The organism is Paenibacillus taichungensis, assembly GCF_047302525.1.
Lineage (GTDB): Bacteria > Bacillota > Bacilli > Paenibacillales > Paenibacillaceae > Paenibacillus > Paenibacillus taichungensis_B.
In genome coordinates, this window is sequence record NZ_CP168020.1 from 3698057 (window position 1) to 3724259 (window position 26203).

General features: G+C 44.5%; 22 protein-coding genes and 1 pseudogene. 4 read left to right on the forward strand and 19 right to left on the reverse strand.

Features of this window, described 5'->3' with window-relative positions; translation table 11 throughout:
* Positions 1-21: 21 nt before the first annotated feature.
* Positions 22-1005, reverse strand: a complete 984-nt coding sequence (locus tag ACDJ58_RS16460) for an aldo/keto reductase (RefSeq protein ID WP_413379699.1) — start codon at positions 1003-1005, stop codon at positions 22-24.
* A 187-nt stretch (positions 1006-1192) separates the two neighbouring features.
* On the opposite strand from ACDJ58_RS16460, the gene ACDJ58_RS16465 reads away from it, so the two are divergent.
* Entirely contained in the window at positions 1193-2074 is an 882-nt protein-coding gene (locus ACDJ58_RS16465) for a LysR family transcriptional regulator (protein ID WP_413371956.1), read from the forward strand.
* 175 nt (positions 2075-2249) lie between these two features.
* Here the strand turns inward: ACDJ58_RS16465 and ACDJ58_RS16470 are convergent, their stop codons facing one another.
* From ACDJ58_RS16470 to ACDJ58_RS16490, 5 genes are all read right to left on the reverse strand, one after another.
* Positions 2250-3218, reverse strand: coding sequence for a hypothetical protein (locus tag ACDJ58_RS16470; protein WP_413371957.1), 969 nt, complete (start codon positions 3216-3218; stop codon positions 2250-2252).
* Positions 3215-3709 carry an RNA polymerase sigma factor gene (locus ACDJ58_RS16475; RefSeq protein ID WP_413371958.1) on the reverse strand — a complete coding sequence of 165 codons (495 nt, stop codon included), beginning with the start codon at positions 3707-3709 and terminating at the stop codon, positions 3215-3217. The genes ACDJ58_RS16470 and ACDJ58_RS16475 overlap by 4 nt, the downstream gene beginning before the upstream one ends.
* Before the next feature lie 331 nt (positions 3710-4040).
* Positions 4041-5105, reverse strand: coding sequence for a Gfo/Idh/MocA family protein (locus tag ACDJ58_RS16480; RefSeq protein WP_413371959.1), 1065 nt, complete (start codon positions 5103-5105; stop codon positions 4041-4043).
* A gap of 157 nt (positions 5106-5262) precedes the next feature.
* Positions 5263-6153 carry an AraC family transcriptional regulator gene (locus ACDJ58_RS16485; RefSeq protein WP_413371960.1) on the reverse strand — a complete coding sequence of 297 codons (891 nt, stop codon included), beginning with the start codon at positions 6151-6153 and terminating at the stop codon, positions 5263-5265.
* 276 nt (positions 6154-6429) lie between these two features.
* On the reverse strand, positions 6430-7110 hold the full coding sequence (locus ACDJ58_RS16490; RefSeq protein WP_413371961.1) for a TetR/AcrR family transcriptional regulator: 681 nt from the start codon (positions 7108-7110) through the stop codon (positions 6430-6432).
* A 171-nt stretch (positions 7111-7281) separates the two neighbouring features.
* On the opposite strand from ACDJ58_RS16490, the gene ACDJ58_RS16495 reads away from it, so the two are divergent.
* Positions 7282-8634: an MATE family efflux transporter gene (locus ACDJ58_RS16495; RefSeq protein WP_413371962.1), complete on the forward strand. Its 1353-nt coding sequence runs from the start codon at positions 7282-7284 to the stop codon at positions 8632-8634.
* Between the two features lie 170 nt (positions 8635-8804).
* On the opposite strand, the gene ACDJ58_RS16500 is transcribed toward ACDJ58_RS16495, so the two are convergent.
* The 10 genes and pseudogenes from ACDJ58_RS16500 to ACDJ58_RS16545 all read right to left on the reverse strand — a co-directional run bounded on the left by ACDJ58_RS16500 (position 8805) and on the right by ACDJ58_RS16545 (position 19167).
* Complete coding sequence (locus ACDJ58_RS16500) at positions 8805-9629, reverse strand: histidine phosphatase family protein (RefSeq protein ID WP_413371963.1); 825 nt, start codon at positions 9627-9629, stop codon at positions 8805-8807.
* Between the two features lie 355 nt (positions 9630-9984).
* Positions 9985-11139 (reverse strand): DNA polymerase III subunit beta, encoded by a 1155-nt coding sequence (gene dnaN / locus ACDJ58_RS16505; RefSeq protein ID WP_413379701.1) that lies wholly within the window; start codon positions 11137-11139, stop codon positions 9985-9987.
* Positions 11140-11150: 11 nt separating this feature from the next.
* Positions 11151-11402: a ribbon-helix-helix domain-containing protein gene (locus ACDJ58_RS16510; RefSeq protein ID WP_413371964.1), complete on the reverse strand. Its 252-nt coding sequence runs from the start codon at positions 11400-11402 to the stop codon at positions 11151-11153.
* A 232-nt stretch (positions 11403-11634) separates the two neighbouring features.
* A complete protein-coding gene (locus tag ACDJ58_RS16515; RefSeq protein ID WP_063562689.1) occupies positions 11635-12273 on the reverse strand; it encodes a sugar O-acetyltransferase in 639 nt (212 codons plus the stop codon).
* A 218-nt stretch (positions 12274-12491) separates the two neighbouring features.
* Positions 12492-12713 carry a DUF896 domain-containing protein gene (locus tag ACDJ58_RS16520; RefSeq protein WP_413371965.1) on the reverse strand — a complete coding sequence of 74 codons (222 nt, stop codon included), beginning with the start codon at positions 12711-12713 and terminating at the stop codon, positions 12492-12494.
* 66 nt (positions 12714-12779) lie between these two features.
* Positions 12780-12985: pseudogene (locus ACDJ58_RS16525) on the reverse strand (LLM class flavin-dependent oxidoreductase); the annotation flags it as partial.
* A gap of 104 nt (positions 12986-13089) precedes the next feature.
* Positions 13090-14724: a hypothetical protein gene (locus tag ACDJ58_RS16530; protein WP_413371966.1), complete on the reverse strand. Its 1635-nt coding sequence runs from the start codon at positions 14722-14724 to the stop codon at positions 13090-13092.
* A 76-nt stretch (positions 14725-14800) separates the two neighbouring features.
* Complete coding sequence (locus tag ACDJ58_RS16535) at positions 14801-15697, reverse strand: carbohydrate ABC transporter permease (RefSeq protein WP_063562693.1); 897 nt, start codon at positions 15695-15697, stop codon at positions 14801-14803.
* Position 15698: 1 nt separating this feature from the next.
* Entirely contained in the window at positions 15699-16592 is an 894-nt protein-coding gene (locus ACDJ58_RS16540; RefSeq protein ID WP_062319113.1) for an ABC transporter permease, read from the reverse strand.
* A 109-nt stretch (positions 16593-16701) separates the two neighbouring features.
* Entirely contained in the window at positions 16702-19167 is a 2466-nt protein-coding gene (locus ACDJ58_RS16545) for a beta-mannosidase (RefSeq protein WP_413371967.1), read from the reverse strand.
* A 127-nt stretch (positions 19168-19294) separates the two neighbouring features.
* Here ACDJ58_RS16545 and ACDJ58_RS16550 point away from each other — a divergent pair, with 127 nt between their 5' ends.
* Entirely contained in the window at positions 19295-20155 is an 861-nt protein-coding gene (locus ACDJ58_RS16550) for an AraC family transcriptional regulator (RefSeq protein ID WP_413371969.1), read from the forward strand.
* A 221-nt stretch (positions 20156-20376) separates the two neighbouring features.
* Here ACDJ58_RS16550 and ACDJ58_RS16555 read toward each other — a convergent pair whose 3' ends face one another.
* Complete coding sequence (locus ACDJ58_RS16555) at positions 20377-21840, reverse strand: sensor histidine kinase (protein ID WP_413371970.1); 1464 nt, start codon at positions 21838-21840, stop codon at positions 20377-20379.
* Between the two features lies 1 nt (position 21841).
* Complete coding sequence (locus ACDJ58_RS16560) at positions 21842-22558, reverse strand: response regulator transcription factor (protein ID WP_376037734.1); 717 nt, start codon at positions 22556-22558, stop codon at positions 21842-21844.
* A 161-nt stretch (positions 22559-22719) separates the two neighbouring features.
* On the opposite strand from ACDJ58_RS16560, the gene ACDJ58_RS16565 reads away from it, so the two are divergent.
* A complete protein-coding gene (locus ACDJ58_RS16565; RefSeq protein WP_413371971.1) occupies positions 22720-23484 on the forward strand; it encodes a hypothetical protein in 765 nt (254 codons plus the stop codon).
* Positions 23485-23686: 202 nt separating this feature from the next.
* On the opposite strand, the gene ACDJ58_RS16570 is transcribed toward ACDJ58_RS16565, so the two are convergent.
* Positions 23687-26203, reverse strand: a complete 2517-nt coding sequence (locus tag ACDJ58_RS16570; protein ID WP_413371972.1) for a glycoside hydrolase — start codon at positions 26201-26203, stop codon at positions 23687-23689.

Consider the following 26203-nt stretch of genomic DNA (forward strand, 5'->3'; position numbering starts at 1 on the left):
CAAGGTGAGGTGTTTAACCTTTTAATTGCCTGTCTTTTTCTTCTCAGATTCGGGATAGCGGTCACCAACAATTTGGATCTTGCTAATCTCATCATTAATTGTCATCAATTCTTGCTCGGTGAAGACGATATCAGTTGCTGCAACATTTTCTGAGATTCTACTGACATTTGTTGTCCCTGGGATAGGTACAATAGAGGGTTTCTGAGCAAGAATCCATGCTAGTGCAATTTGCGCTGTGGTTACATTTTTCTTCTCAGCCAGCTTACTCAGATACTGAACAACCACCTGATTTGCTTCCATCGCTTCCTTTGTAAACCGTGGAAGCTCGCCCCTGTTGTCGTTCTCGGTGAATGAAGCATTCTTGTCTAATTTCCCGGTAAGAAATCCACGACCAAGGGGACTATAGGCTACCAAACCGATCCCCAACTCATCGAGTACAGGAAAAATGTCTCTTTCCAGCTCTCGCCACCACATCGAGTATTCACTTTCCACTGCCGTTAGTGGTTCAACGGAATGCGCACGACGAATCGTTGTAGCGCTCGCCTCTGACAACCCCCAGTGAAGAATCTTACCTTCTTTTTTTAGTTTTTGCATCGTCAACGCCACATCTTCAATTGGAACCTTTGGATCAACACGGTGGATGTAATATAAATCGATATAATCTGTTTTTAATCTTTTTAATGATCCTTCAACCGAACGAATAATGGATTCTGGTCGGCTGTCCAGTTCATTTGTTGTGCTAGCAATCTTATGGCCTCCTTTCGTTGCAATCTGTACCTTATGCCGATGCCCTGTGAGCGCCTCACCTACAAGCTCCTCATTGGTGTAAGGCCCATAAACCTCCGCTGTATCAAACATCGTGATGCCAGCATCAATAGCTGAGTGTACAACGGACATCATTTCACTCCGGTCTTTTGCCGGTCCCCGATGGTAGTTCAGCCCCATACATCCAAATCCAACTTCAGAGGTTTCCAAACCGTTGATTCCCAAAATTCTTTTCTTCATCATCTTTTCCTTTCTTAACCGTATTTTTTATCAGGCTCATAAATTTGTGTAAGAGTATCTACTCCTATGGTAGTTTCCAAAGCGAAAGATTTCTAATACCTATGATGAATGTTTTATCATGCCTAATATGTATCGTATAATAATCTGTAAGTTATCCATTAACGGACTTATGGAAGGGGGATTAGAAATGGATATTCGTGTTTTGAAGTATTTTTTAACTGTGGCTAATGTGGGCAATATAACAAAAGCAGCAGAGATTCTTCACATTACACAGCCAACACTAAGCAGACAGCTTATGGATCTTGAAGAAGAGCTGGGTTCTCGCTTGTTTATACGGGGCAAGAGGCAAATCACGCTGACCGATAGCGGGCTACTTTTTCAACAACGGGTAAAAGAAATTATTTTCCTTCTAGATAAGACAGAAAGAGATCTGGCAGAACAAAAAGATTTGATCGGTGGCGTTGTTTCTATTGGATGTGTTGAGTCCACCGTTTCTAGAGCGTTGCCAGAATTATTAGAGGAATTCTCCAATCGGCACCCTAGGGTACAATATGAATTGTACAGCGCAGACGGAGATGATATTAGAGAGAAACTTGATCGAGGAAATATCGATATCGGTATATTTTTGGAACCAATTGAAGCTGCAAAGTATGAATTTATTCGATTACCCTATGAGGAAAAGTGGGGGATTCTGATGAGACGTGATGATCCTCTTGCTCAGAAAAAATCTATTGGTATTGAAGATATTCTTGCTTTACCCTTAATTCCACCTCGACGTACAATTGTACAAAATGAGATTGCAAGCTGGCTTGGAGTTGAGAATGATAGCCTGTCTATTTTTGCATCACATAATTTACTGACGAATGCTATGCTATTGGTAGAACGGAAACTTGGATATGCCATTTGTGTGAGTGGATCTTATACGATCCGGGAAAGTAGTCATACTTGTTTTGTTCCATTTGAACCTGAACGAACCACTAGTCATGTACTCGCTTGGAAAAAGAATAAAATATTCAGTTCAGCTACTGCACACTTTATTCAGTTTATAAAAGAAACATATCAAACTTAAACTCCAGGATTATTCAAATAACCCAAAGCCCACGTTCTGCTCCAACTCGAGCAATACGTGGGCTTTTATGATCTTAATTTCATTCGGACAGCTAGGCGATCTTCTTTGGAATCTTTTGAATCAGCATGAAGTCATTTCCCTAATCCTGAATGTTCATCTTAATGCTGGCTTCGCCTTATTCACCCAGGTTGTTCCAGAATGCTTGGAAGGCGCCTTTCTCGATTTCGAAGAATACCGGTACATTGCCGTAACGCACCAGACCTTCCCCAAACAGGACTAATTGGACCTGCGTCTTATCTTCGAGCGTCAGGTAGATGATCTTGCGATCTTCCTGCCCGTAAAGTCGCTCCTCCAGCTCAGGGCTAGTTGCTACCGGTTTGGCAGCATAAAGCGCTAAGATAAAGCTTGTCAGCGCTTTGTCCGCTGCGAGCGGCTGCATCTGCTGCAAGCCGTTGTTCCAGCTGGCGAAGGTCTCCCACTGCGCCGAAGCGACGTTCGCTTTGAGATGAAGCTTGCCGATCAGGTCTTCGCCGCTGCCGATAGTGATGCCGTTGCTCTGGTCAAACAGTTGGGCATACCCCTGACCATCGATCTCGGTGTAAGACATGATGCGGAAATTCGTGTCGTAGCCGTTGACCGCATAGATGTCCGCTTCTCCAATGTTGGAGGCCAGCTCCGTATACTCCCCCTTGTCGCTCAGCTCATGAATGCCCCCGGTCGTAGTACCGAGCTTCTCGCCTCGCAGGGCAAGCGCATCTGCACCGTCAAGTGATGTAGCAGACTGTGTATAGACATTCCCCTGATAGACCACCAGTTGAAGCATATCGGCTTTCACGCCATTCTTGGAATCAGGCAGCTCTGTCTTCGGAATCACCACCGGGTCGAATGACGCACCCGGAGTGACCTGTGCCACTTGCGTCGCTGGCGCGGTCGGTCCGCTCACTTGCTGCCATATGCTTGGCGCCGCGAGTCCGACACTGGCAGCAATGACGACGCTTGCTGCAATATATAGAGGTTTTCGCTGGCGTTTTTGCTCATGGCGTTGTGTGTTCAAGGTTTCTTCTATCCGCTTTTTCATTTGGTCATTTGTTTTCATATGGTCCACCGCTTTCTTATAGTTACGTTTGAATTGTTCCTCGTTCATTGGGGTTCTTCTCCTTCCAGCTCCAGTTTTAACAGCTGTCTTCCCCGCTTCAATCGCATCTTCACCGCAGACTCGCTGATCTGCAGGATCTCGCCGATTTCCCGGATCGGATAATCTTCGTAATAGTACAAATGAACCACCGATCTATACTTGACAGGCAGTGACAACACGAGTTCGATCAGTGCCTGATCTTCGGGGGCGTCTGTCGTAAGGGGATCTTCTCCCTCCAGCTTGACCTCCCGTTTGCGCCAGCCTCTGCCTAATAAGGATTTACAATGATTGGTGATGACCCGGATCAACCATGCTTTCTGATGTTCTGCATCGTTGAACGTAGGGGCTTTTTCCATTAACTTGATGAAGGTATCCTGAGTGGCTTCCTCCGCGTCCTCTCGCCTGCCGAGGTGCACCATGGCAATCCGGAACAGCGTATCCGCGTAAGTCTCATAGACTTTCATCACATGATCTCCCCGTTGGGGCACTGATCGCTGCATGGTTGTTCTGCCCTCCTTTATATCTCTAACACTCTCAAGGACGGAATTTGGTCACATTTTGTTGTAAATTTAATATTTAGATATTTTTCAAACGAGTGACCAGACCAACCTCTTGCTTTCAAGGATGGATATGGATTTGTAAGATAAAACAATAAAAAGCCGCTAAAATAGCGACTTTGACGATTAAAATCCGATTGGGATTCATCATAGAGCGGTGCTTCTTTTGGCAAAAATTAAGCTTACTGAAATTTAGACAGGCAAAAAGCCGTCATTATGACGGCTTACACGATTTAACCCATCTATGGTAGTTACAGCAATAACAGAAAACGTGTTAAATACTTCTATGGATCACACTTTTGGTCTCTGCTGCCTCAAAAATGGTCTCAATCAGTACAAGTACTCTGTGAACTTCATCATTTTTAATTGCAATTTCAGATTCCCCTTCGAGTACAGAGACGAAATTTTCATAGAAGCTTTGCTCCTTCAAATCCGGCTTTTCTATCGCAAACTTTAGTGTGGACTGTTCGGACGGCGGTGCCATCGTTTTGGTCAATCCCTGCCCCGCTTTGATAGGTTTGGGCTCTATATGTGCAACATCCGGATTTCGAGTGATAATCTCTCCACTTAAATCCCAGTCCCTAATCACTGCAGTCCCTTCCGTTCCTTTGAGATACCATCTCGGTAACTTCACATAATTGGTCGTTCCCACTTCAATAAGTGCTGTCAGACCATCTTTGAACGTTATATAACTCGTAAAACCATCATCCACTTCAGTTCCCAAAATATAACTTAAATTAGCCGCAACACTTTCAATTTGACTATCTGTAATCTGTAGCAGTTGGTCCAGCAAATGCACGCCCCAATCAAGCAGCATACCTCCACCATAATCCTTCAGCTGGCGCCAATCGCCGGGAATGCCGTTGGCTCCTTGAACCCGGGATTCCAAATGGAACAGCTCACCAAATGTCTTTTTATCGATGATGTCCTTGGCAATCCGGAAATCTTCATCCCAGCGACGATTTTGATGGACCGTAAACACGCGTTTCTCCTCGTTCGCTACCTTGACGATATCATTAAAATCCTTGCTGGTTATTGTAACCGGTTTTTCGCAAATTACATGTTTACCAGCCTGGAGAGCTTGAATTGCTATATCTTTGTGAACATCATTAGGTGTAGCAATCAAAACGATATCCACCAGCTCATCTGTTAGAACAGCATCCAGATTTGCGTATGTTTTATAGCCGGCTTCCTTTCCCAATTCCATCCGATATTCAACAGTATCGTATACCCCAATTACGGAAATCTGTGATACAGGCTCAATTAACTGGCAATGATAGCTGCCCATCCCCCCAAAGCCAACAATTGCTATATTATAAATTCGGTTATTCATCTTCATCGTCCTTTCCCTTTTTGAATATGCCTACATGATAGACTTCTCACAGCAAACTTTATGTAAAAAAGATGAGTGGCTGCGACCTTGATTTATGCAAGATGTATAGCACCTCAACTTGTTTAATACCCTTATCATACAAGTCTCATAAAAGACTATCTTCCTATTTTCTTGCTGTTTTATTCCCGGATATTGTCATGCGATACTTTAAAGGCGATGTCCCCGTCGCTTCCTTGAAGAAGTGATGAAACGTCTTAACGCTATTGAATCCGGCCTGCTCTGCTATTTCGGTAATCGAATAATTTTCATTGAGCAAAATCCATTTCGCTTTATTAAGTCGATATTCGTTTAGAAAAGTTACAAAGGTCATTCCTGTATTTTTCTTAAAAAACTTAGTGAAATAATAAGGGCTGAACCCTATATAGTCGGCTACGTCTTTTAGTATAATTGATTCCTGGTAATGGCTTTCTACATATTCAAAAATTCGTTCCAGCTTTAAAAGCATTTCTTTGGTCGGAGTCAGGATATTTTCCGAGATTTGGGGTCGATGTTCCTCACTCCCCCTTGGCACTTCTCTTAGAATAAAAGCCAACATTTCATAAAGCTTAGCCTTGATCATATATGCATAGCCCTCTTTGCGCTCGTAATCTTCTGTGCTTATGTTTTGAAGAAGAGGAAGAAGCTTGGTTGCCGTTTCACGAGGCCAGTTCCTGCTGGATTGCTCTATTTGAGTAAAAATGTCACGAAGCGACCGATCATCGTAAATTAGTGTTGATACGTCTTGGAACAGGCTCAGATCAAATTGAATAACAATTCGCTCACTATCAGGGGATGACAAAAAAAAGTGGACGTCACCGCCATTAATGAATTGGACTTCCCCCTGCTTCAGACGGATTACCTTGTCATTCAATCCCAAATCCAGGCTTCCCTGGGTAACATAAATAATTTCAATTTCCTTATGCCAGTGAGGATAACAGAGCACATCCCCTTTGTGAATAAAGCTTCGAAATGGGAGTCTTTTGTCAAGTTCCGGGATTTCCAGATATAAACTCATGAACGCTAGCTGTCCTCCTTATATATGTTGCATTCAATATATATCCTGTAACCGTTTTCATAGAAACTTCCTGTGCAAATTTCTTCTGTTCATTCTCTATAGATCCTAATAATAATTCAAAAGGATATGTTTATAAATGTTTTTCTCATAACAATTGTTGCTGAGTAGCCCTGCGTCATCAAGTCGATTTTGAACGTAACAGTGCAATATAAGATTAACAATAAGCTTTATCAAAAACCGCACATCCGATATCCAGATGTACGGTTTTTTTACATTCTAATTTTCTTGTTCCTTTATCACCTGCTCAATTCCCGACAAAATCAGCTTCAAGCCGAACTCAAACGATCCGTCGGTCCCCATCATCTCAAACAGCCCGCCCTTGTGCATTCTCCGGAACAGTCCTGCTTCCGTCTCGCTCATGGAGTCCAGTAGCTGGATCATCTCCCCGCCCGGAAGCTCTCCCTGGTCCTTAATCATTACGGAGACCGTGCGTTGATGCTCATAATTATCCAGAACGAAGAAGAAAACATAGTTCACAAGCGTAAGTACGGCCTGCAATTTCTGCTCTTGCTCAAGTGGCGTCGATTCCATGCAGAGCAGCATACGGTTGGTGAAGCGAATCATGTCCGGCTCATGGGGCAGGGTCTGCATCATAAGCTGCGTGGAGCAGGGATACCGGCGGAGTACACTCCGTATCGATATCGCAAGGCCCTCCATTTGCACCTTCCAGTCCCCGTCGGATTGGAATTCGTTCAGGATCATTTTCGATATCTGGTTGGCCAGATGCTGGTAGAGATGCTGCTTGCTCTTAAAGTACCAGTACAGAGAAGGAGCTTGAATACCCAGCCGATCGGCCAATCGCCTCATACTGAATTTCTCAATGCCTTCATCCCCAAGAAGCTCCCAAGAGGTTTCCAAAATCTTATCCTCCGAAATCTGAGGCTGTTGTTTTTTCATCCGTATCCGCCCTTTTATCTAACAGTGTAAGATTATGCTTTACAGGTTCATAAGTTCATGATAACATCTAACACTGTAAGGTACAAACTAACACTGTTAGATTGGAAATTGGAATATCGTTCGAATTCCAAATCATTTCAAAAAATAAATGAAGAAAGTAGTGACTCACACATGGATGCAGAAAACCTCCATTATTTTGAAAAAGCACCGATCGCAAAAGCCGTAGCTCACTTCGCTGTACCGATGATGTTAGGCACGTCGATGAGTGTCATCTACTCTATCCTGAACGCCTATTTCCTTGGTACATTAGGCAATACTGCCATGTTAACCGCACTCGCCCTAACCTTGCCATTATTCGCGGTAATTATGGCGCTCGGCAACTTGATTGGTATGGGTAGCGGTACATTCATCTCCCGTTTGTTAGGAGAAAAAAGATATGATGATCTAAAACATGTTTCTTCATTCGCCTTTTACAGCAGTTTAGTTCTTGGTCTTATCGTAATGGCCGTCGGCCTCCCGCTTATTGACCCAATTGTTCATAGCCTGGGAGCAACGCCTGAATCCTTCGGATTTACAAAAGACTATGTCACGATTATGCTTATCGGTTCACCATTCGTCATATTATTCTTCACGCTGGAGAACATCGTGCGCTCGGAGGGTGCAGCAATCACATCCATGATCGGAATGATTCTTAGCGTGGTTGTAAATATTATTCTTGATGCGATTGTCATCTTCATCTTCCATTGGGGTGTAATCGGCGTTGCTTCTGCAACGGTCATTTCTAACTTGGTTGCCAGTGTTTTTTACGCATACCATATGGGATATAAAAGCCAATTCTTGACTGTCTCTGTAAAATGGTTCAAGGCTTCCAAGGAAATTATGAGTAATGTTTTCAAAATCGGAGTTCCTGTCTTTATAATGAGTGTCTTCTTGGGTGCAATGTCGCTCATTTTGAACCATTTTCTTGTCGAATATGGAGATCAGGCCATAGCGGGATACGGAATTTCATCACGTTTGTTGCAATTTCCTGAGTTTATTCTGATGGGCTTATGCGAGGGAGTTGTGCCGTTGATTGCCTTCTCTTTTACAGCGAATAAATTACGTATGAAACATACTATTGGATTTACGATCAAAGCGATTTTGGCGTTAGCTGTTGTGTTCGGCGTTGTCGTCTATTTGATTTCCGACCACTTAATTGGTTTATTTACGAATGACCCGCAATTAATTGAAATGGGTAGCTACATTTTGCATGTGACGTTTCTATCCTTGTTCATTACAGGAATGACCTCGTTGTTTGTGGGGATCTTCCAAGCAACAGCGCAAGGAACCGCCGCGTTTGTTATGTCAGTCATTCAAGGAATTACTCTGATTCCTGTACTTTATATCGCCAACCGATTGAATGGCTTCCACGGGGTTGTATGGTCACTCGTCATTGCGGATGTCGTCGCGTTCCTTGTTGGAGCCATCATGCTGTATATTCTGCGCAACAAATTGCAGCCAGATTTAGAGAATCTAGTACATTAGATAACATATAAAATAACATGCACGGTGATTGAGTGTACTTTAGAGCGCACGCACAGGCTTAACCTTCCGGTATTAGTTATTTATAAATTAAAATAAAAACGCCCAATCTTTTCTAAAAAAATTGGGCGTTTTCTATATTACGAATGGCGATCCAAGACCGCACTAATTGTTTATTTAGATTTTCCTTCTTCTACATACTTCAATTCATTTACTTCTAAGACGTTCAAATCTTTCCCGTCGTACTCAAACTTTGTTACACTGCCATTAGCAAAACCTCCGGCTGGTACTTTATTAACATCAATTTGGGCAAGTATTGTTCCCATTGTTATTCCATGTGATACCACTAATACGTCCCCACCACCATTTTGATAGGCCTCATCTGCAATTGATTTAAATTCGCTGAAAGCTCTCTCGTTTAACTCCTCATAACTTTCTGCTTCTCCAGAAGGATCAATTTCTGAAACTGCATTCATTATCTTTTCGATAATATTGCCACCGCTAGCTAAAAGTTCTTCTTGGCTATCGAAACCCAAATGTTTAGCAGCATCTCCCCACATAACTTCATTCTTTTCTCCTTCATAACTTCCAAAATAGCCTTCACGAATTCCTTGTTTTTGAATTAACTCTAAGTTTTTTGCATCGGTTTGATTTTCAGCAAGTATCAAGTTTGCTGTTTGTATGGCTCTACCACTGTCGCTTGAGTAAGCAGCAGTAAATGGTATTTCACTCAGTCCTTTCCCTACATTCTTGATTAACTCTTCACCTTCAGGAATAAGGGGGCCGTCAGCCCAACCTTGAGCCCGGTCAGTATTGTTTAAAATGGTTTTACCATGACGAACAAGGTAAATAGTCACTTTCCCTGGTTCTTTTTGCTCTTCTGCTACTTGATTATCCTCATCGGAATTTCCACTTGCATTTTGATTTGAACTTACACAAGCTGCAAAATTGAACACCATCATAATCATTAATAAGCTAAAAATAAGATTCTTTTTCATTTTCTTACCCCCAATTTATGATTTTTATATTTATTATGAAGACTTCTAAATTACTGAAGTCGCTCACAATCTCAAAAAAAAACCTGATCCAATAAAGCACAAATAAAATCAGTGCGCTTCATATCAGATCAGGTTATGCCCTACAAAGGTTACATCCCTGTAAAAGGTATTTAGTTTTAGTTATAAACTTATCATTCTTCACAACCACATACCAGGTTATGCCCTATTGAGGTTACATCCCTGTCAAAGCATTAAGATTATAGATATGAAATTATCATGCTCTACAACAAATGTCAACGCTTTCATTTTCTTCAGTGTAATTCTCTAGAAGACCAAGCGGTCTTTACGTGATCACTTAAATAATATTTTTAAATCTATCGTTTATCCTTGTCATAACAGGATTTAACAAGAACAGCCATGTGCTATTGTCCGAAGCTGGAAGCAAAAGAAGGGGACTTTTTGTACCAGCATACCGAATTCGGATGCTATCTGATTCAATACACCGTAACGTACTTATAAGATACTTCCCATTTATCGTAATGCTAAAATTTTCTCCGTTCTTATCTTCCAAAAGAAGCTCATCCCTTACGTCACCAATTTCGGCCGTACTTGATATAAGCTCCAACTTTTTCTCTGAAACATGTATCGTAATTAAATGATGATCAGCCAACACAAATACGCGGTCAATCACTTGCCTAAATGATTTGATATTCATGATAATCTCGGAGACATAAGTGGTTGGAACAAGATTTCTGGTTGATGGGTATAAACCTTCGATTAACACCGATTCAATAATCTGATTTTGCGCTATAAACCTAATCTCATGATGGCTAAGTTGTATGGTTACCATTCCGTCGCCTTCATCGTCCAGCAGTTTGACTATCTCCATTAAGTTAACACCAGGAATCACTGCACTTCCGAAAAATTCCCTTCCGTTCTCAATACAGATTGACCGTGAGGCCATTCTTATAACCCCGTCTGTAGCAATCATAGTAAGCAGATTTCCTTGAACCTCCAGCGATACTCCCGTCAAAATCGGTTTCGCCTCAGATGTTGAAACTGCCCCGGCTACCTGTTTGATCAAAGACTTTAATAAGCTGGACGATACATCTATGCTTTTACCTGTGTATTGATGATATGTTTTAGGGATAAATGGGTACTCAATAGGCGACATTCCGCTCAGGCAAACGCGTGTGTTCCCAGAAGTAATACTTAGTATAAGTTGCTCGTTCACCTCCATGACCACATTTCCATCATTCAATTTACGAATGATTTCATATAGATACTTGGCTGGGCAGACAAAGCTCCCCTCCTTAACAATATGAATCTTGTTATTATCAGTAATACAAGCCCTATGTTGAACCGTTAGACTTGCATTACTACCGCTAAAAACGACCTCTTTGCTTCCTGCATATATGTACAGCTCGGACAAGACACCCTGACTATTATTCGATAAAGCCTTAAAGACATGTTGAATAGACTTAGCTAGTAAATCTCTTGATAAGTGCACTAACAACTTATTCACCTGCCTTTTTTATTAGCGTCGTAATAGGCCTCAATCAAATTCCTTAAAAATGAAGACCGAGAGATCTCTAGATCTTCACACTCACGATCAACTTCTTCCCAGATATCTTCAGTTAGAGTTAAGGAAACCTTCTTTGTCACGCCGATTCCCTTTCTTCCTGCCCCCTCACGCGGCCCTCCACGTGTAAAAACGAAGCCGAGCTGACCGTCTTTCTTAGAAAGACCAATCTTAAATTGTTTGTCCTCCATCTTATATCAACTCCATTGAATTGGGTTACTTAAATCAATTATACATACTCATATTTTACCACATATATCTATATCCTGCCACTGAGTGAATACTCATCGAATCGGGAATCGCTACAAGGACCTTGTCCTGGAATGAGACAAGAACTTAGAACGTTAAAACAAAAAAGCCGCTAAATTAGCGACTTTCAATAAGATCATTTTTCCCCATCTAAAAACAAACCGTTAAGCACTTTTATTCAATTACGCTGCAATCAGCCAGGACTTCCGGTTTATAACGCATGCTGTCCGATTCTGTGATTGGACGAATGACTCTGCAGGGTACACCCGCTGCAAAAGAGCCTTCAGGGATATCTTGGGTCACTACACTTCCTGCACCAATGACGCATCCGTCGCCAATGGTAACACCGCCGCATACGGTGACGTTAGCAGAGATCCAAACATCATTTCCGATGGTGACAGGCTTAGCATAACATAGCGACTTTGGTTCCCCGTTTTGGTCCAGCATTTGTCGACGTTCTGAAGCAATGAATGGGTGAACCGGTGTAACAATGGTCACATTAGGTCCAAAGCTAACGTGATCACCAATGGTAACCTTAGCATCATCCTGGACGGTCAAATTGTAGTTCGCAAAAAAATGGTTACCGATTTCTGTGTGAACGCCATAATGAAAGAAAATGGGGCCTTGTATAAAACAACGCTCTCCTTTTCGACCCAGAATCTGCATGAGTAATGCTTCGCGTTCCTCCGTTTGATCCTCAAAAGTACGACTGTATTGACTACTAAGATTGTGAGAGCGAAGCTTAATAGCCTTAAGGTCAGGATGGCCGGGACTAAATAAGATCCCATTAAAAATTCGTTCTTCTTCAGTCATGTTATCAACTCCTGTTATGAATACTTCGATACATGAATCAACCAAACTGCTAAGGTTAATAATAAAACACACTTTATACAATACCTTTATAATGAATATTTATAAAGTGTATAAAAAGCATCCTACGAAATCAACTACAAAACAAGTGTATTTATACACACCATTTCTGTCAATGAATACTCGGAGGCTTTTCGTTATTCCAACAAAGTTTATTTCCCCTACAAACTGATTCCCTTTTCATTTCGTACTTTGTCCGGTGTTACATCATTTCCATCTGGATCGAGTATGGTAAGCACTGAAAAAGTGTTTAGAACTTGCCCACGAATTTCCCGTAAATAGTCTTCTCGTAATACTTGTTGTTCAACTCGTTCCGCATTGGTCAAACCTTCTTCACGCTGCTTTTTCGCCAATTCATTAATGCGACCTAAATTTTTAATCATCCTTTTCCTCTCCTTCTTTACAATTAATCTTACTGGTAGTCTAGCACCGAAATGCATACATTGCACCTATTTATTAGTTAACGCCGGGAAATATGGAACCACTTCCTCCCCTAATTCTTGAAACACCTCGTCAACCGGACGTGTTCCATATTTCAAGTTGAATGCAAGATGATTCACACCGATTCCTTTTAAAGCATTGAGGTATTCAATTAAATTAAAAATTTATATCCGCTCCTAAATCCTAAGTGTATAGGGGTTGGATCTTCATCTGGAGGTTAAGGCTTGGTGAATGAATTACCGGGAAATTGAATGATTAGCGTTATGATGAAGCAGGAATAAACGAGAACTGTCACGTTCGACAGTCCCCGTCTCCTAATTACTGCTTGCCTTGGAGCTCCTCATTCCATTCCTGTTTGAGCTCACTCCAATGTGCTCGTTTTTCCAGTGCAGCCTGGAAATCACTCCAAGCCTGTTCAAATTGTGAGTCATCCTTAGCCATAATCAGCTTGGCTTTATACTCTTTTCGCACATTATCAAGTTCAGGCAAATATTTCTCCCATAAGCCACCCGGTTTGGCCTTCACCATATCGTAGTTTTCAGCAACCCTGGTCCCACCCATTTTGCCAATCTTTTCGGTGAATTCGATCGTTTTGAATCTTCCTTTCGGATCAGTAACCCCATAATTCCACCATGGATACCAGTCATTACTATAGGAAGATGCCGCGTAAAGCTCTGGCGTCGTGCTTGCCTTCTTCGCTTGATCTCCAGAGTCATGCAAAGCTTTATATTTCTCGTCTGTGTACACCCATTTTCCTAACGGTTTATCCACCCAATCCCAGAACTCCCCTGGCGGACCTTCATTCACAACCTGCTGCTGTTCGGGCTTGGGCTGTAATGTGTAATCGAAGAAAGCAAGAATGGAATCGAGATTTTTAGTATTTTTATTGATAAATACGTCATTAGCAGGATAAGGATTGATAATCTGATTAGCGCCAATCTCACTCACGCCATCCACTTTCGGATAGGGAATGACATCATAGTACCATGCCGGATCGGTTGGTCCGTCGAGAACCTCCCATAACTGGGCGTCCATATTAAAGAACCCACCTGCATTCAAGGCTACACGTCCGGATTTGTTTTTCTCTTTGTAACGCTCCTTCTTGTCTGTAATCGCTTCGTGATCCAGAAGCCCTTCCCGGAACATGTGGTTCATCCATTGGTAAGCCGCTTTATATTGCGGATTGTCATAGATAAACTGATAGTCATTACCTTGCTTCTCTACTGGAATGACGCCGCCAGCTGTGCTGACTGTAACGCCAAATGTACTCAGGATGACATTTTCATCGCTTGCGTCAGAGAGAAAACTAAGAGGAATCAACGGTTTCCCGTTTTCATCTTTCTGCTTAGCCGACAATCTCAAATACTTCTCTATACCGTCCAACGATTTCAGATCATCCATCGTCATGCCGGTTTTCTCCAGTACATCTGTACGGACAAACCAGCCGTAGGAAGCCCAACCGGGCCAAGGATCATCGGGATTTTGATCAAACCATGTCGGAATGGAATAGATATGTCCGTCCGAAGCTTTCATTTGATCCAGATAGATTTTCGGAATGGAGGCCAACCCAGGATATTTATCCGGCATATTAAAGTATTGCTCCAGCGGAAGAACGCTGCCCGAACGTGTCATCGCAGTGGTCACGACATCACTACGTGAGAACAAAGCGGCATCATCAAATCCACCGGTATTCAATTTCAGGTTCAGCTCTGTCATTACATCGCCCTGCGTAGCCTCCAGCCGAACGTCTATGCCCGGTTCTTTTTCTTTCCAATACATTTGGACCATACTTTGGTTATTAATTGTTGCGTTCCACCCTAGCCATAGCTTAAAAGAATCTGCAGAACTGCTGCCACTCTCCGTGCTGCTTGAGCATGCCGTTATCCCAAACAACATCAGTAGAGCCAAGGATAATAGCGCCAGCTTTCTTCCCTTTTGTTGACGTAAACTCATCACATGCGTCCCCCTCGGTTATTTTGAAATTGTATAGGATTAGAAAACCCATTCTGTTGCTTCATTTTTCATTGGGTTATCCTTTTACTGAGCCGATAAGCACACCTTTCACAAAATACTTTTGCAGGAATGGGTACACACACAAGATCGGAAGCGCGCTTACCATGACTGTCGCCATTTTGATGGACATGAGTGTAACATTAGAGAGCATGGTGCCCCGGGCAAGCGCTTCCTGATTATTGTTGGATCCGAGGACAGTCGAGATATCCTGGGCAGACAGCAGTTGTTGCAAAAACGTTTGAACCGGAATCAGATTCTGATCTGAAACATAAAATGCGCCAGAAAACCAGTCATTCCAGTGCCCTACTGCAGTAAAAAGGCCAATGGCTGCAAGCATGGGTTTCGAAAGCGGCATAATAATAACGAAGAGAATGCGGACAGGATTGGCGCCATCAATCTCAGCCGATTCGATCAGTGCTTCCGGAATCCCCTGGATGAATTTCATCATTACAAACATATTCCACGCCGAGAAAGCGGACGGAATGATATACACCCAGAATGAGTTTAATAATGACAAGTGATTAAGCTGGATGTACAAAGGGATTAATCCGCCACTAAACAGCATCGTAATCAGCACGTATCCCAGGAGGGATTTCCTGAAAGGAAGCTGCCGATAGGACAAGCCATAAGCCGCCAGAAGTGTGATGAGTAAGCCGACAAAAGTTCCTACAATCGTACGGGATATCGTAATTAAGTAGGCATGTTGAATAACCGAATTCCCAAGCACAACCTCATAATTGTACAAAGTAAACTCCCTAGGCCACAGATAGACTCCGCCTTTTGCCGCATCGCTGCCAACGTTTAAGGAAACGGCGAGCATATACGTGAATGGATAGATTACCGAGATACAGAGAAGGGCCAATAGAAACACAATAATTGTCTGGCCCACCCGTTCCCTCATAGAAGTTCTCATATTACCAAAGCCCCTCTCCGTTGAACTTTCGCGCCATCTGATTGGTGCACAGTACCAACACCAGACTGATGACCGAAGAAAGGAGACCTACTGCAGTGGCCATTCCAAAATAACCTTGCTGCAAGCCATTGCGTAAAATATATGTGTCTAGCACATCCGCGACTGGCTGATTGGCCGGATTCATCAAAGGATAGATTTGATCCATACCTACTGCAATCAGTCCAGGCATACTGAGAATCAACACGATGGAGATGGTCGGCATTATACCCGGCAGCGTAATGTTGCGAATTTGTGCGAGCCGTCCTGCTCCTTCCACCCTAGCGGCTTCATAGAGCTGCGGGTCAATCGTTGTAATTGCCGCCAGATACAAGATCGTATTCCAGCCGACCTCCTTCCATAAACCGCTCACTACGATCATGGGCCGGAACCACTCCGTGGATCCCAAGAAAAAGACAGAATCTCCACCCAGCTTCTCAATCAGCTGATTAACCAAGCCGCCGTCCAACGTCAGCAGGGATTGAAGAATATAAGCGACCACGATCCACGAAAAGAAATGCGGAAGATAACTAACGGATTGAACAAACCGCTTGTATTTGTTGTTTTTCACCTCATTGATGAGCAATGCCAAAATAATAGGAGCTGGAAATCCGAATACAAACTTGAGAATCGCGATGTAAATTGTATTCTTCACCACAATCCAGAACTGTTCATCTTGCAAGAATGAGAAGTTTTCCAAACCAACCCATTCACTACTCCACATCGTGCTGCCGATGTGAAAATCCTTGAATGCCACCTGGATGCCCACCATCGGAATGTAGCTGAAGAGAAGCAGCAGGATCGCACCAGGTAAAATCATTACATATTGCCAACGGTATTTTGCCAGTCGTTCAATCATTTAACCACCTCAGCCATCAGTATAGAGATCAATTGAAAGCGGTAACATATAACAACGATCGGATTTCTATCGATTGGATTGGCAATATCAGAAAAGTCGAAGTAACAACTTACAAATCAAATACGCTGCGTACGATTAGCTGTGATTGCAGTTCTTCCAGGGATGCCGATCTGTTGAGATCATCTTTCCTCAGAGAAATGGTCTTTCTTTCACCTGCTGACAAGTCAAAATAATTGTTACTGAAAATACCGTCTAATTCACTGAAATCCAGTTCCACAAACCGTGCAAAGGCTTTCGAATCAACCGTAATAACAAAACGTTCCTCTTCTTCCGTCATCATGGTCTCAATTGCAGGATCAATAAAACCAAAATGCTTTGGCTTCACAAATAACACCGTACCTTCGCTGACAACTTCACCATTCACCACAAAGGAAAACTGTAAATACGTATTCCGTTTCTTAGCAGTTGTATCGAGCATTTCGGTGAAATCAAGCTGTTCGAATAATGATGTTGATAACGCTTTCAAATCGATTACTTTTGAAGAAGCTACGATTTCATTGGATTGCGAATCCATGAGCCTCCATATCAATTCTCCCTTTACAGCACTCCTACTCTCATTCGATACGTGAAGTTCTACCTTCGAACCATCTTCCCGAGCCGATACAAGAACAGGCGCGAAAAAGCGTTTGGCTGCATAATGCAGTGCTTTCCAGCGACCAAAGTAATCAATACTGGACCAGGAAGCAACAGGCCAGCAATCATTCAACTGCCAGTACAGTGCACCCATACAGCGTCCACGATGTCTGCGCCAATGCTCTACCCCACATGAGATACCTTCAGCCTGAATGAGCTGTGAAGCGTATAACAGGGAACTGAAATCTTTTGGCAAGCGATACGTCTCCCCGATGTAATACAGAATTTTCTCATTTCCCGTACCATTCTTCTGATGAGATTCCATGACCGGTGAGAAGATATTGCGGTCTTCCGGCAACGTAAACGTCTCTATGGTCTTGTGATTCGGAAAGGATTGCAACCCGAATTCGGACATGTAGCGCGGAAACAATGTGCGGAATTCGGTAAAAGGTTTCTTGCCATGCCATACATCCCAGTAATGCATGTCTCCGTAATTTTCATCGTTTGGATTGTCAAAGCTGCCTTTGGATGAAGGCGAAGCTAACCAGTAGAACGTGTTCGGATCATATTCCTTCGCAATAGCCGGAAGTAATACCTCGTATTGCTTAATATAGTCTGCTTGTAACTGTAAGGATGTTTTCTTCGCCCAGTCCCATTCGACCCAAGCCATCTCCTGCTCATTGTTTCCACACCAGATTCCTAATGAGGCATGATGACGCAAGCGTTTCATGTTATCGATGGTCTCTTTTGTAATCGATTGCTGGAATTCCTCAGTCAATTCATATACACCGCAGGCATACATCAAGTCCTGCCATACAATCAAGCCGTATTCGTCGCACAAATCATAGAAGTAGTTCTCCGGATAATGTCCGCCACCCCAGACACGAATTGTATTGAAATGGGCTTGCGCACAGCTCTTGATCAATCGTTCTGTCCGATCTGGGTTACAACGCGGCAAGATGTTATCTTCCGGAATATAGTCAGCACCCATCGAGAAAAAGGATACACCGTTCACTTCGAATTCGAAGGACTCACCCCACTGATCCTGCTCTTGTTTAACAGTTAATGTTCTCAGTCCAATGCGCTTATCATCACGATCCAGCTCCACGCCTTGTTCCATAAGCGCAACGCTCAGCTGATACAATGGCTGATTGCCCAGGCCATTCGGCCACCATAACTCGGGATGGTCCACTTCGATCCAGATATGATGATCCCCATCATTCACGACAGACGTGCATCCTTTCAATGTCTCCCCGGAAGGAGTATCTAAGGTGACCGTGATCTCCCGCTCTTCTTCGACCCAACCAGATGCCCTTACGCGAACATCTAGGGTCACTTTGCCTTCGCTATGCATCTGTGTAATGTAGACATCTTCCATACGGGCATGGTCATAGCCTTGAATGGAGATATTCCTCCAGATTCCTAAATCAGGTAATTGTGGCCCCCAATCCCAACCGAACATGGAGTGTGCTTTACGCAAATGGGAGATTCCTTCCACTGCATCACTGCAGTTAATCAACGGGCGCTCGGCTTGTTTACGCAGTACATACTCCACAGGGGAACGAAGAATAATGTGTATGGTATTTTCACCTTGTTTGATAAAGGAGGTAATATCGATTTCATAAGTACTGTGCATATTACTTACATTCGCGATATTCATTCCATTCAGAAACAATTCACCAATTGTATCCAACCCTTCACATAACAGGATGATCCGGTCATGCTTGAGATCCGCTTCGTTCACTTCAAATGAGTGTTTGTATTCATAATCATAATTACACAGTTCAAGTGCCGCCTGCTCTTGCTCGCGGTAGTAAGGGTCTTCCATTTGTCCAGCTTGAAGCAAATCATTAAAGACCGAACCTGGAACCGTCGCCGGAAGCCATTCGGCATGATCCACTCTCTTCATTTGCCACCTGCCATTGAGATCGATAAGCAACATTTGCGATACCTCCTGATGTCTTTGTAATCTATTTCATTCTATCAAGAGGCCTCCATACTTTCTTATGTTGTGTTCACGGAATTCGTGTGCTATTTTGACATTAACAATAATTGGAGAGGTTCGAGCCATGATCAAATACACAGCGTCTACTCACATCCATCCCGACCTGCTCGTAGATCCATTCTGGGTCGATTCCTTATCGAAAGTATCACCCGAGCATACCCATGACTTTTACGAGTTCTTCATTCTAAGTGAAGGGCAGTGCCAACATATCGTCAATGGAACAACCCAGCATTTAAGGCCGGGCTGCCTTGTCTTTATTCGACCGCACGATATTCACCGTTATGAGCCGGAAGGCACTCAGGACTGCCGTTTTCTGAATAGCCCTTGTCGATCTGCAGTAATAGAAGAAGCTTTTGCCTACTTGAATGAACAGAAGTATGCACAAGGACTATTGCAGGCACCCGTTCCCCAGATCGCCATGTTATCTCAGTTAGAAATGACAGAGATGATTCGAAGCTTTGAACGGATTATGATGCTCTCCACCGTTGATAAGAAGAAAGCTCGCGTATATGCAAAAGGTCTGATTATTCAGATCTTGACGCAGCATTTCTTTGCGCTGGAAACCATTGAACAACCCATTCTCCCGCTATGGTTTGAGCATGCGATCTCCAAAATGCAGCTGAAAGAGAACATGAATCGTGGTCTTCATGCCCTCTATGAATTGTCAGGTCGAAGCGTTGGTCATGTGAACCGCGCCTTCCGTCAATATCTGAATCAGACACCAACAGAGTATATTAATCAGCTTCGGCTGAATGTAGCCAAAAACTTGCTGCTCACTACTGAGTTGCGCGTGCTTGAGATTGCACTTGAAGCGGGATTTGAGAACGTCAGCCACTTCTACCATCAGTTCAAAAAATTCTATAATCAAGCCCCGTTAGATTTCCGTAAAAACGCGACAATGAATAAGGTATCGCTGCTGCCATAGGGAATTCAAAGCATTCATGCGGTGAAATCTACAGCCTCCCATCATATCCGTACTAAAAACTCAAAAAAACTCTCCCTATATGCAGGGAGAGCAGAGTAAACACAAAGCACCTTAAGCGGAGTATTTATATTGGCGACACGAACCCCTTCGAGCATTTCCTCTATTTCTCTCAATTCGAGGTTTGGTGCAACTTAGAAGGATATAGTTGCCGTCCTTTTCTTTCAGACACGTTGAGCCGCAGGGAAGCCGAACGAGATTACAGCTCCTCCCTCCTTACGGTTGGTAGCCTGAATCAGCCCGCCGCAGCGTTCCACAATGGCCCGGGCAATCGCCAGACCCAGTCCGGACTCACCGTCTTTTCCTTTGACAAAACGGTGGAATAAGGTGGGCAGCAGTTCCTGCGGAAAGCCGGGACCGTCATCCGAGACGGATAGCGCGATCTTCCCTTTTTCCAAGTTCGCAGTGATGTGAATTTCTTCTTTGGCGTATCTTGCAGCATTGGTCACGACGTTGAGAAGTGCCTGCAGCAGTTTATCCTGGTCAGCCATGACGAACAGCTCCTTATTCTCCGGGCAGACGATATGGAGTGTAAGTCCTTTCTTTACAAGCAGCGGATTGACACGTTCGGATGTTTCCGTCAACAATTCGTTCAGACTTACCTTAGAAGGTTTGAAGATATCCTCTTCACTATCCAGCTTCGCGAGCAGCGTCATTTCGGTGACAATCTTTCCTAATCTGCCGCTCTCCCCCAAGATCACGTCCAGCCCTTTACGAACGTTCTCACCTTCAAAGATTCCATCTCGAATGCCCTCCGCATAGCCTGCAATGGACATCAGAGGGGTCTTCAGCTCATGAGAAGCATTCTGGAAAAACTGCTTCTGCACCTCATTGAACCTGTTCAGTTCGCCAGCCATCTCGTATACCGTCTGTGCCACAGCTCCAATCTCACCGCCAGCCTTGACCAGCTGCACATCCGTGAAATGACGTTCTTTGACCTTCTTAAGTTCCTGCTTCAGATTCATCAATGGCTGAATCAGCCTTTTCGTAATAAACAAACTGAGCAGGAACATAATGGCTCCAACGATACAGATCACCAGGATGAGACGCCCCAGAAGCGCCTGTTCGATTGCTTTGATCTTGCTCATGGGAGTCAACAGAGTCAGGGTTCCTTGGGGGATGGGACTGACATCCATCACATAACGCCCATCCGTTCCCTTCCATAGATCCTTGATGCTGGACGAAGTGACCGCTGTGTATTTGGACAAGTTTGCTGGTACGGCTTCAGTCAATGTGTCACTGCTCGCCATTCCGGTTGTACCACTAACAGACAAAGTCCCTGACAGCACATTTCCGTTAAAATCAGTGACAAAGGCTTCAACATCCGAAGGAATGAGTGTTGAAGGAGCACTCGTAACTTCTCCCGTTACCAACTGGACGGACTGCATACCCGTAATATTCGAATTAGGCATCGTGACCGCAGCTCCAGTGGAAAGTACAGGACTCATTGTGATATCCCCTGCTTTCGTTATAGAAGCGGACATCGCCGCACTTAACGTCTTGAGATCATTCTTCTCTGTCCCAATGAAATGATCCAGCAGCACATAATGAAGTAAAACGGCCGTGACGGAGAGGATCAGAACCAGTGACAATCCGAACGCAAGGTTAATTTGATGAACAAGTTTCATATTAAACTTCACTCCGATCTGTACGCATACGATACCCGTGTCCCCACACCGACTCGACGGGAAGTTCCTCAATTTTTTTACGAATCCGCTTAATTAAATGATCCACGGCACGGTCACTGCCAAAATAATCTTCTCCCCAGACAAAACTGAGCAGCTCGTCCCTCGTAAACGCACGATTCGGATGTTCAGCCAGTACCTTGAGCATGGTGAACTCTTTGCTTGTCAGGTCCACTTCTTCCCCTCGCCATATGGCCCGCCTCTCTTCCAACATTAATTGAAGCTCTCCCGTATCGATTCGTGGCGTCGCCGCTTCGCTTACAACAGCTCTTTCTTCCGCACCGGTAAGTCTAATCCAACGTTCCAGCTGCCGCTTGATGCGGGCTACCAGCTCACGGGGGCTGAAAGGCTTCACCAAATAATCGTCACTGCCCAGCTCAAGGCCAAGTATTTTGTCCACCTCATTATCCTTCGCCGAGATCATAATAATGGGTACCTCTCCTTCATTACGGATGCGTTTGCACAATTCATAGCCATCCATTCCGGGCAGCATAATGTCCATCACCCACATGCTCGGCGGACTTATTCTATATAAAGACCAGGCATCCTCGGCATTAGCAAGGCCTATCGTTCGATAGTTCTCTTTGTGCAAATAAGCTTGAATCAGTGTGCGTATATTCTCGTCATCATCTACAACTGCGATGAGGTAATCGTTATTCATGAACGGGGCCTCCTGTACTTTTCTCTATAGTGAGTATACCAAAGGTATATATATGGGAAGAGCTTTGCCATTGTTTTTCCACAATTACACCAATATTGTGCCACACTCCTTCGGTAAATTGATAACTGTAAGACAAACCAAACCATAAGGAGTGTTACGAAATGAACTACAGTTTTAAATTCAGAAATGTTGCCCTGTCCGCCCTGCTGCTCACTGCGATCTCCGCACCGATTGTCGCGAATGCCGACAGTGCCGCTAACGCAAATGCTGTTACAAATGGAACTGCTACCTTGAAAGAAGCTAAATCCGCCATTGCGACCTTTACATTGGCTAATCCAGTGGAGCAGGCCAAAAAGTACGCGCCAGAAACAGTAAGCGAATGGGAAAAAACGCTGGCCCGTTACAATAAACTGCTTTCACAAAACTATACATCCCAAGTAATGGCCACTTTGGTTGCTGTTGACGTAGACTCTGACGAATGGAAGAAAGTTTCCGAGAACGCCAAACCAGGTGAGATCAAAGAAATGCAGGCCTTAAAGGTTGAGGAAGGCAAACTTACCTCAGTTGAGAGTGTAAAAGCCGAAAAATTACCTAATTCCGAAAATAAGAACACCTTGTCTTTCTCCATTACCACAAGCAGTTCGGATCTGAAAGGATTAGTTGAGAATGCAGAATCTGGAGTGGCAATTGCCCTCAGCCCTCTGAATCTTGACGAAAAATCAACCGGAACAACAAGCGCGGTTATAGCAAATGCTGAAAGTCTTCAATTTAGCGGTACTACAGCTGCCAGTGCATTCTTCTTAGCACAAAGTAATTTGAATAATGCTGTAACAGCTAAGGATGAAGCTGCAATCAAGACTTCCCTTGCCGACCTTCTGAAGCAATACAAAGCGCAAATTACTGAGCTAGAGGCAGCTCAAGAGTAGGTTTAAATACATTTCAGCTTTAACAACATCATTAAGCAAAAACGCCAAATCTTACACGAACTAAAAGACCGAACGCCAACAACCAGCAAACCTCCACATGGAAGCCTGCTGGTTGTTCTTTTATTGTCTATAAGCTATCTCTGCTACGTGTTATCTACTGCCTGACCTGATCTTAAATGAGTTAGGGCTTTTTCCACTCGGTTTATTTTTCATTAACCCGGGTAACTACAAATGGCTCGTTCAACGCCTGCAGAGCTGCGGCCATATCTTCAACCGAAAGTCTGCCACCAGCCGAAATATGATATTGAAACTCATAGAAGCCGCCCAATGTCGCTTTGAAATTCGTTTCCCAATAATTCGTCATCAGCCAGGCATAAGCTTCCGGTTGAGCGTCAGGCGTTTGCTGGGTGTGGACCTTTCTGGTCTCGTAATCCAGCGTTCCCCATTGCACGAGAGGTGTGTCCGGGACAGCAAGCAGCAGACTGCGGTCATTATCCTGCCAGGCAATGCCCGACTGTACAGCTGAATAATCCAGGCAAGTTCCTGGAATCTGATCCTTCCAGGGGCGAACGAGGCCTCCTGGCTTGTCGGCAAACAGGGTAACCGGCCCAGTGCCTCCTGGGGTGAATGGCAGAGCCAGATAAACGTTCTCCGGATTCCAGATGCTCTCTTTATGGAACCGAGCCGAAATATCCATCCGGTTTTGACGGGTATAGATCCGCAAGTGCAGTGAAAAATAGGCGATACCCTTGAGCTGATAACCAAGCTCAACGGTAGCATACAGCGGTCCATTATCCACCGCTCGCACGGAGATAAGCTGACCAACCGAACGCTCCACGTTCAAGCCTTTACGGTTGCGTCCCATTTTGGAACGGACGCTCCAAACCTGAGAAGCATCCGCAGGGTTCGCTGGATTTGTCACCTCATAGATGGGTGTAAACGCCCCATACAGATCATCCGCTTTCAGCAGTTCGCGTCCTGTCTCCTTATCGATCCACGACACAATGCCGCGCTCTTTCGACCAAGTCAAGCGTACAAAAGGGGACTCCAGCCCAGTTTGGCAAACGGAGATCGGCGCTTGCTGTCCGCCTGTCGTTAAGGAATACATATCCTCCATATCGTACACCTGGTCAGCGCCGATCAGCTTCGAATTGGAGGTTGACGTTAAGGAAGAAAGACTCTTCTGCGCTGCCAGGAGTGGGCGCAGAATCAGTATGCAGCTCTCCATGCCTTGGAGCTTAAGCTCCGCAAAAATCGTCTGTGGGTGGCTTGACTGCTGGATCAGCACCTGTCCCGTGTCCTCCCGGATTACTTCTACTCCGTTCAATAGCTCATCCGGTTCCCATCCTTCAAGCTTCAACTGAACCAACTCGGTTACCTCCCGCTCCGAGAGATTCGTTACCTTGAAGCGATAAGGACGCCCCGGGTACAAGGTGGCGGCATTATCGGCAAGCAGCACCTGATCTAGCGCGCGGTAAGCAAGCCTGCTTGCCTCTGCAGCGTGAGCTGTCTTGCGAACCTCAAGCATCTGCACATTTTTGTGCCACGGTTCATAGACAGAGGAGTGATACCCCCAAGTGTGTTCGGCATAAAGAGTAAGCGCCTGCTCTACAGCCTCGATTTCCTGGAGACTAACACTTTTCTGTTCAGGGTCGAGCTTTTCCACCTTGCGAAGCGTCCGCTGTGCGTCACGGTAAATCTGAGTGTGCATCGGTGTGGAGCTTACACCATCCGACCACCAGTCTGGCCAATCCCCTTTATGCACAGGCAGACCATCCGTCCCTTCCTCCTTCAAGCGGGCAAAAAAGCCACTCAACGTACTCATCTCCACGGAAATTCCCTCGCCGTTTTGACGGTTCCATGCATCGATCCATTCCATGATTGCGCTATTGGGCGATCCGTTGTCTGTGGGCAATCCGGACAGCATCATCGGCACGAAATCATATGGATACTGTTCCGCCTCAAGCTGGGCCAAGTACCGGTGGATGCGAATATTGGCGATTTGATCATGAATGTTCGCCGGTTCCACAAGTCTGTGGCCGAATTCATCACGAATCATGTATTTGCCAAGCGCACCAGGGCAGAAGCCAAGCTCGTTGCCAAGCATGTAGTGGTCTCCATTCCAGACCAGCAGGCGTTCCCCACTTGGAGCTTCCCACCAGAAAGGGGCCTGCTTGCGGCCCAGCGCATACATGCCGTGATGGGTATGTATACAGCTGAATAAATGTCCGATTCCGTTGTTCAGCAGGCTGTCGGCATATCCCCAGCTGTAGCCGTTGATATCCGCCGTCATCGCACTGTCTATTGGGTGACCGATATGTCCGGCATATGTCTGAGCTTTACTGTGTATTTTGTTCAACAACTGTAGGTCGGGCAGCTCGGTCATATTCAAATACGTGCCGGACAGCTCGATATCGCCCCGTCGCACGGCTTCGGCAAATGCACCTTTTTCTTCGTCTCCGGCCTGCTTCAGGAATTGCTCCACGGCCCAGAAGGTCTCGCAGGTCCAACGGAACCCTTTCCACTCGGGGTTTACACCGTTATGAGCATCATTAACAATACGCAGCGCCTGACGGATAAAATCGATATGATATTGTTCAATCTTCTCCTGCCGGTCGGTATAACCAATGTCAGTATGGGAATGGTGAATTACATATATTTTCCATTTCCGTTCAAGCGTCGGGATGACGGCCTGTTTGATTTGTTGTTCGAGTGTCAT

Excerpts from the sequence above, each read along its gene's own strand:
- ACDJ58_RS16570 (WP_413371972.1), bottom strand. The coding sequence starts at position 26,203 with ATGACACTCGAACAACAAATCAAACAGGCCGTCATCCCGACGCTTGAA.
- ACDJ58_RS16500 (WP_413371963.1), bottom strand. The coding sequence starts at position 9,629 with ATGAAAAAGAATCTTATTTTTAGCTTATTAATGATTATGATGGTGTTC.
- ACDJ58_RS16565 (WP_413371971.1), top strand. The coding sequence starts at position 22,720 with ATGAACTACAGTTTTAAATTCAGAAATGTTGCCCTGTCCGCCCTGCTG.
- ACDJ58_RS16515 (WP_063562689.1), bottom strand. The coding sequence starts at position 12,273 with ATGACTGAAGAAGAACGAATTTTTAATGGGATCTTATTTAGTCCCGGC.
- ACDJ58_RS16490 (WP_413371961.1), bottom strand. The coding sequence starts at position 7,110 with ATGAAAAAACAACAGCCTCAGATTTCGGAGGATAAGATTTTGGAAACC.
- ACDJ58_RS16520 (WP_413371965.1), bottom strand. The coding sequence starts at position 12,713 with ATGATTAAAAATTTAGGTCGCATTAATGAATTGGCGAAAAAGCAGCGT.
- ACDJ58_RS16545 (WP_413371967.1), bottom strand. The coding sequence starts at position 19,167 with ATGTTGCTTATCGATCTCAATGGCAGGTGGCAAATGAAGAGAGTGGAT.
- ACDJ58_RS16495 (WP_413371962.1), top strand. The coding sequence starts at position 7,282 with ATGGATGCAGAAAACCTCCATTATTTTGAAAAAGCACCGATCGCAAAA.
- ACDJ58_RS16535 (WP_063562693.1), bottom strand. The coding sequence starts at position 15,697 with ATGAGAACTTCTATGAGGGAACGGGTGGGCCAGACAATTATTGTGTTT.
- ACDJ58_RS16480 (WP_413371959.1), bottom strand. The coding sequence starts at position 5,105 with ATGAAGATGAATAACCGAATTTATAATATAGCAATTGTTGGCTTTGGG.
- ACDJ58_RS16560 (WP_376037734.1), bottom strand. The coding sequence starts at position 22,558 with ATGAATAACGATTACCTCATCGCAGTTGTAGATGATGACGAGAATATA.
- ACDJ58_RS16530 (WP_413371966.1), bottom strand. The coding sequence starts at position 14,724 with ATGAGTTTACGTCAACAAAAGGGAAGAAAGCTGGCGCTATTATCCTTG.
- ACDJ58_RS16540 (WP_062319113.1), bottom strand. The coding sequence starts at position 16,592 with ATGATTGAACGACTGGCAAAATACCGTTGGCAATATGTAATGATTTTA.
- ACDJ58_RS16485 (WP_413371960.1), bottom strand. The coding sequence starts at position 6,153 with ATGAGTTTATATCTGGAAATCCCGGAACTTGACAAAAGACTCCCATTT.
- ACDJ58_RS16550 (WP_413371969.1), top strand. The coding sequence starts at position 19,295 with ATGATCAAATACACAGCGTCTACTCACATCCATCCCGACCTGCTCGTA.
- ACDJ58_RS16555 (WP_413371970.1), bottom strand. The coding sequence starts at position 21,840 with ATGAAACTTGTTCATCAAATTAACCTTGCGTTCGGATTGTCACTGGTT.
- ACDJ58_RS16475 (WP_413371958.1), bottom strand. The coding sequence starts at position 3,709 with ATGCAGCGATCAGTGCCCCAACGGGGAGATCATGTGATGAAAGTCTAT.
- ACDJ58_RS16460 (WP_413379699.1), bottom strand. The coding sequence starts at position 1,005 with ATGAAGAAAAGAATTTTGGGAATCAACGGTTTGGAAACCTCTGAAGTT.
- ACDJ58_RS16510 (WP_413371964.1), bottom strand. The coding sequence starts at position 11,402 with ATGGAGGACAAACAATTTAAGATTGGTCTTTCTAAGAAAGACGGTCAG.
- ACDJ58_RS16465 (WP_413371956.1), top strand. The coding sequence starts at position 1,193 with ATGGATATTCGTGTTTTGAAGTATTTTTTAACTGTGGCTAATGTGGGC.
- ACDJ58_RS16470 (WP_413371957.1), bottom strand. The coding sequence starts at position 3,218 with ATGAACGAGGAACAATTCAAACGTAACTATAAGAAAGCGGTGGACCAT.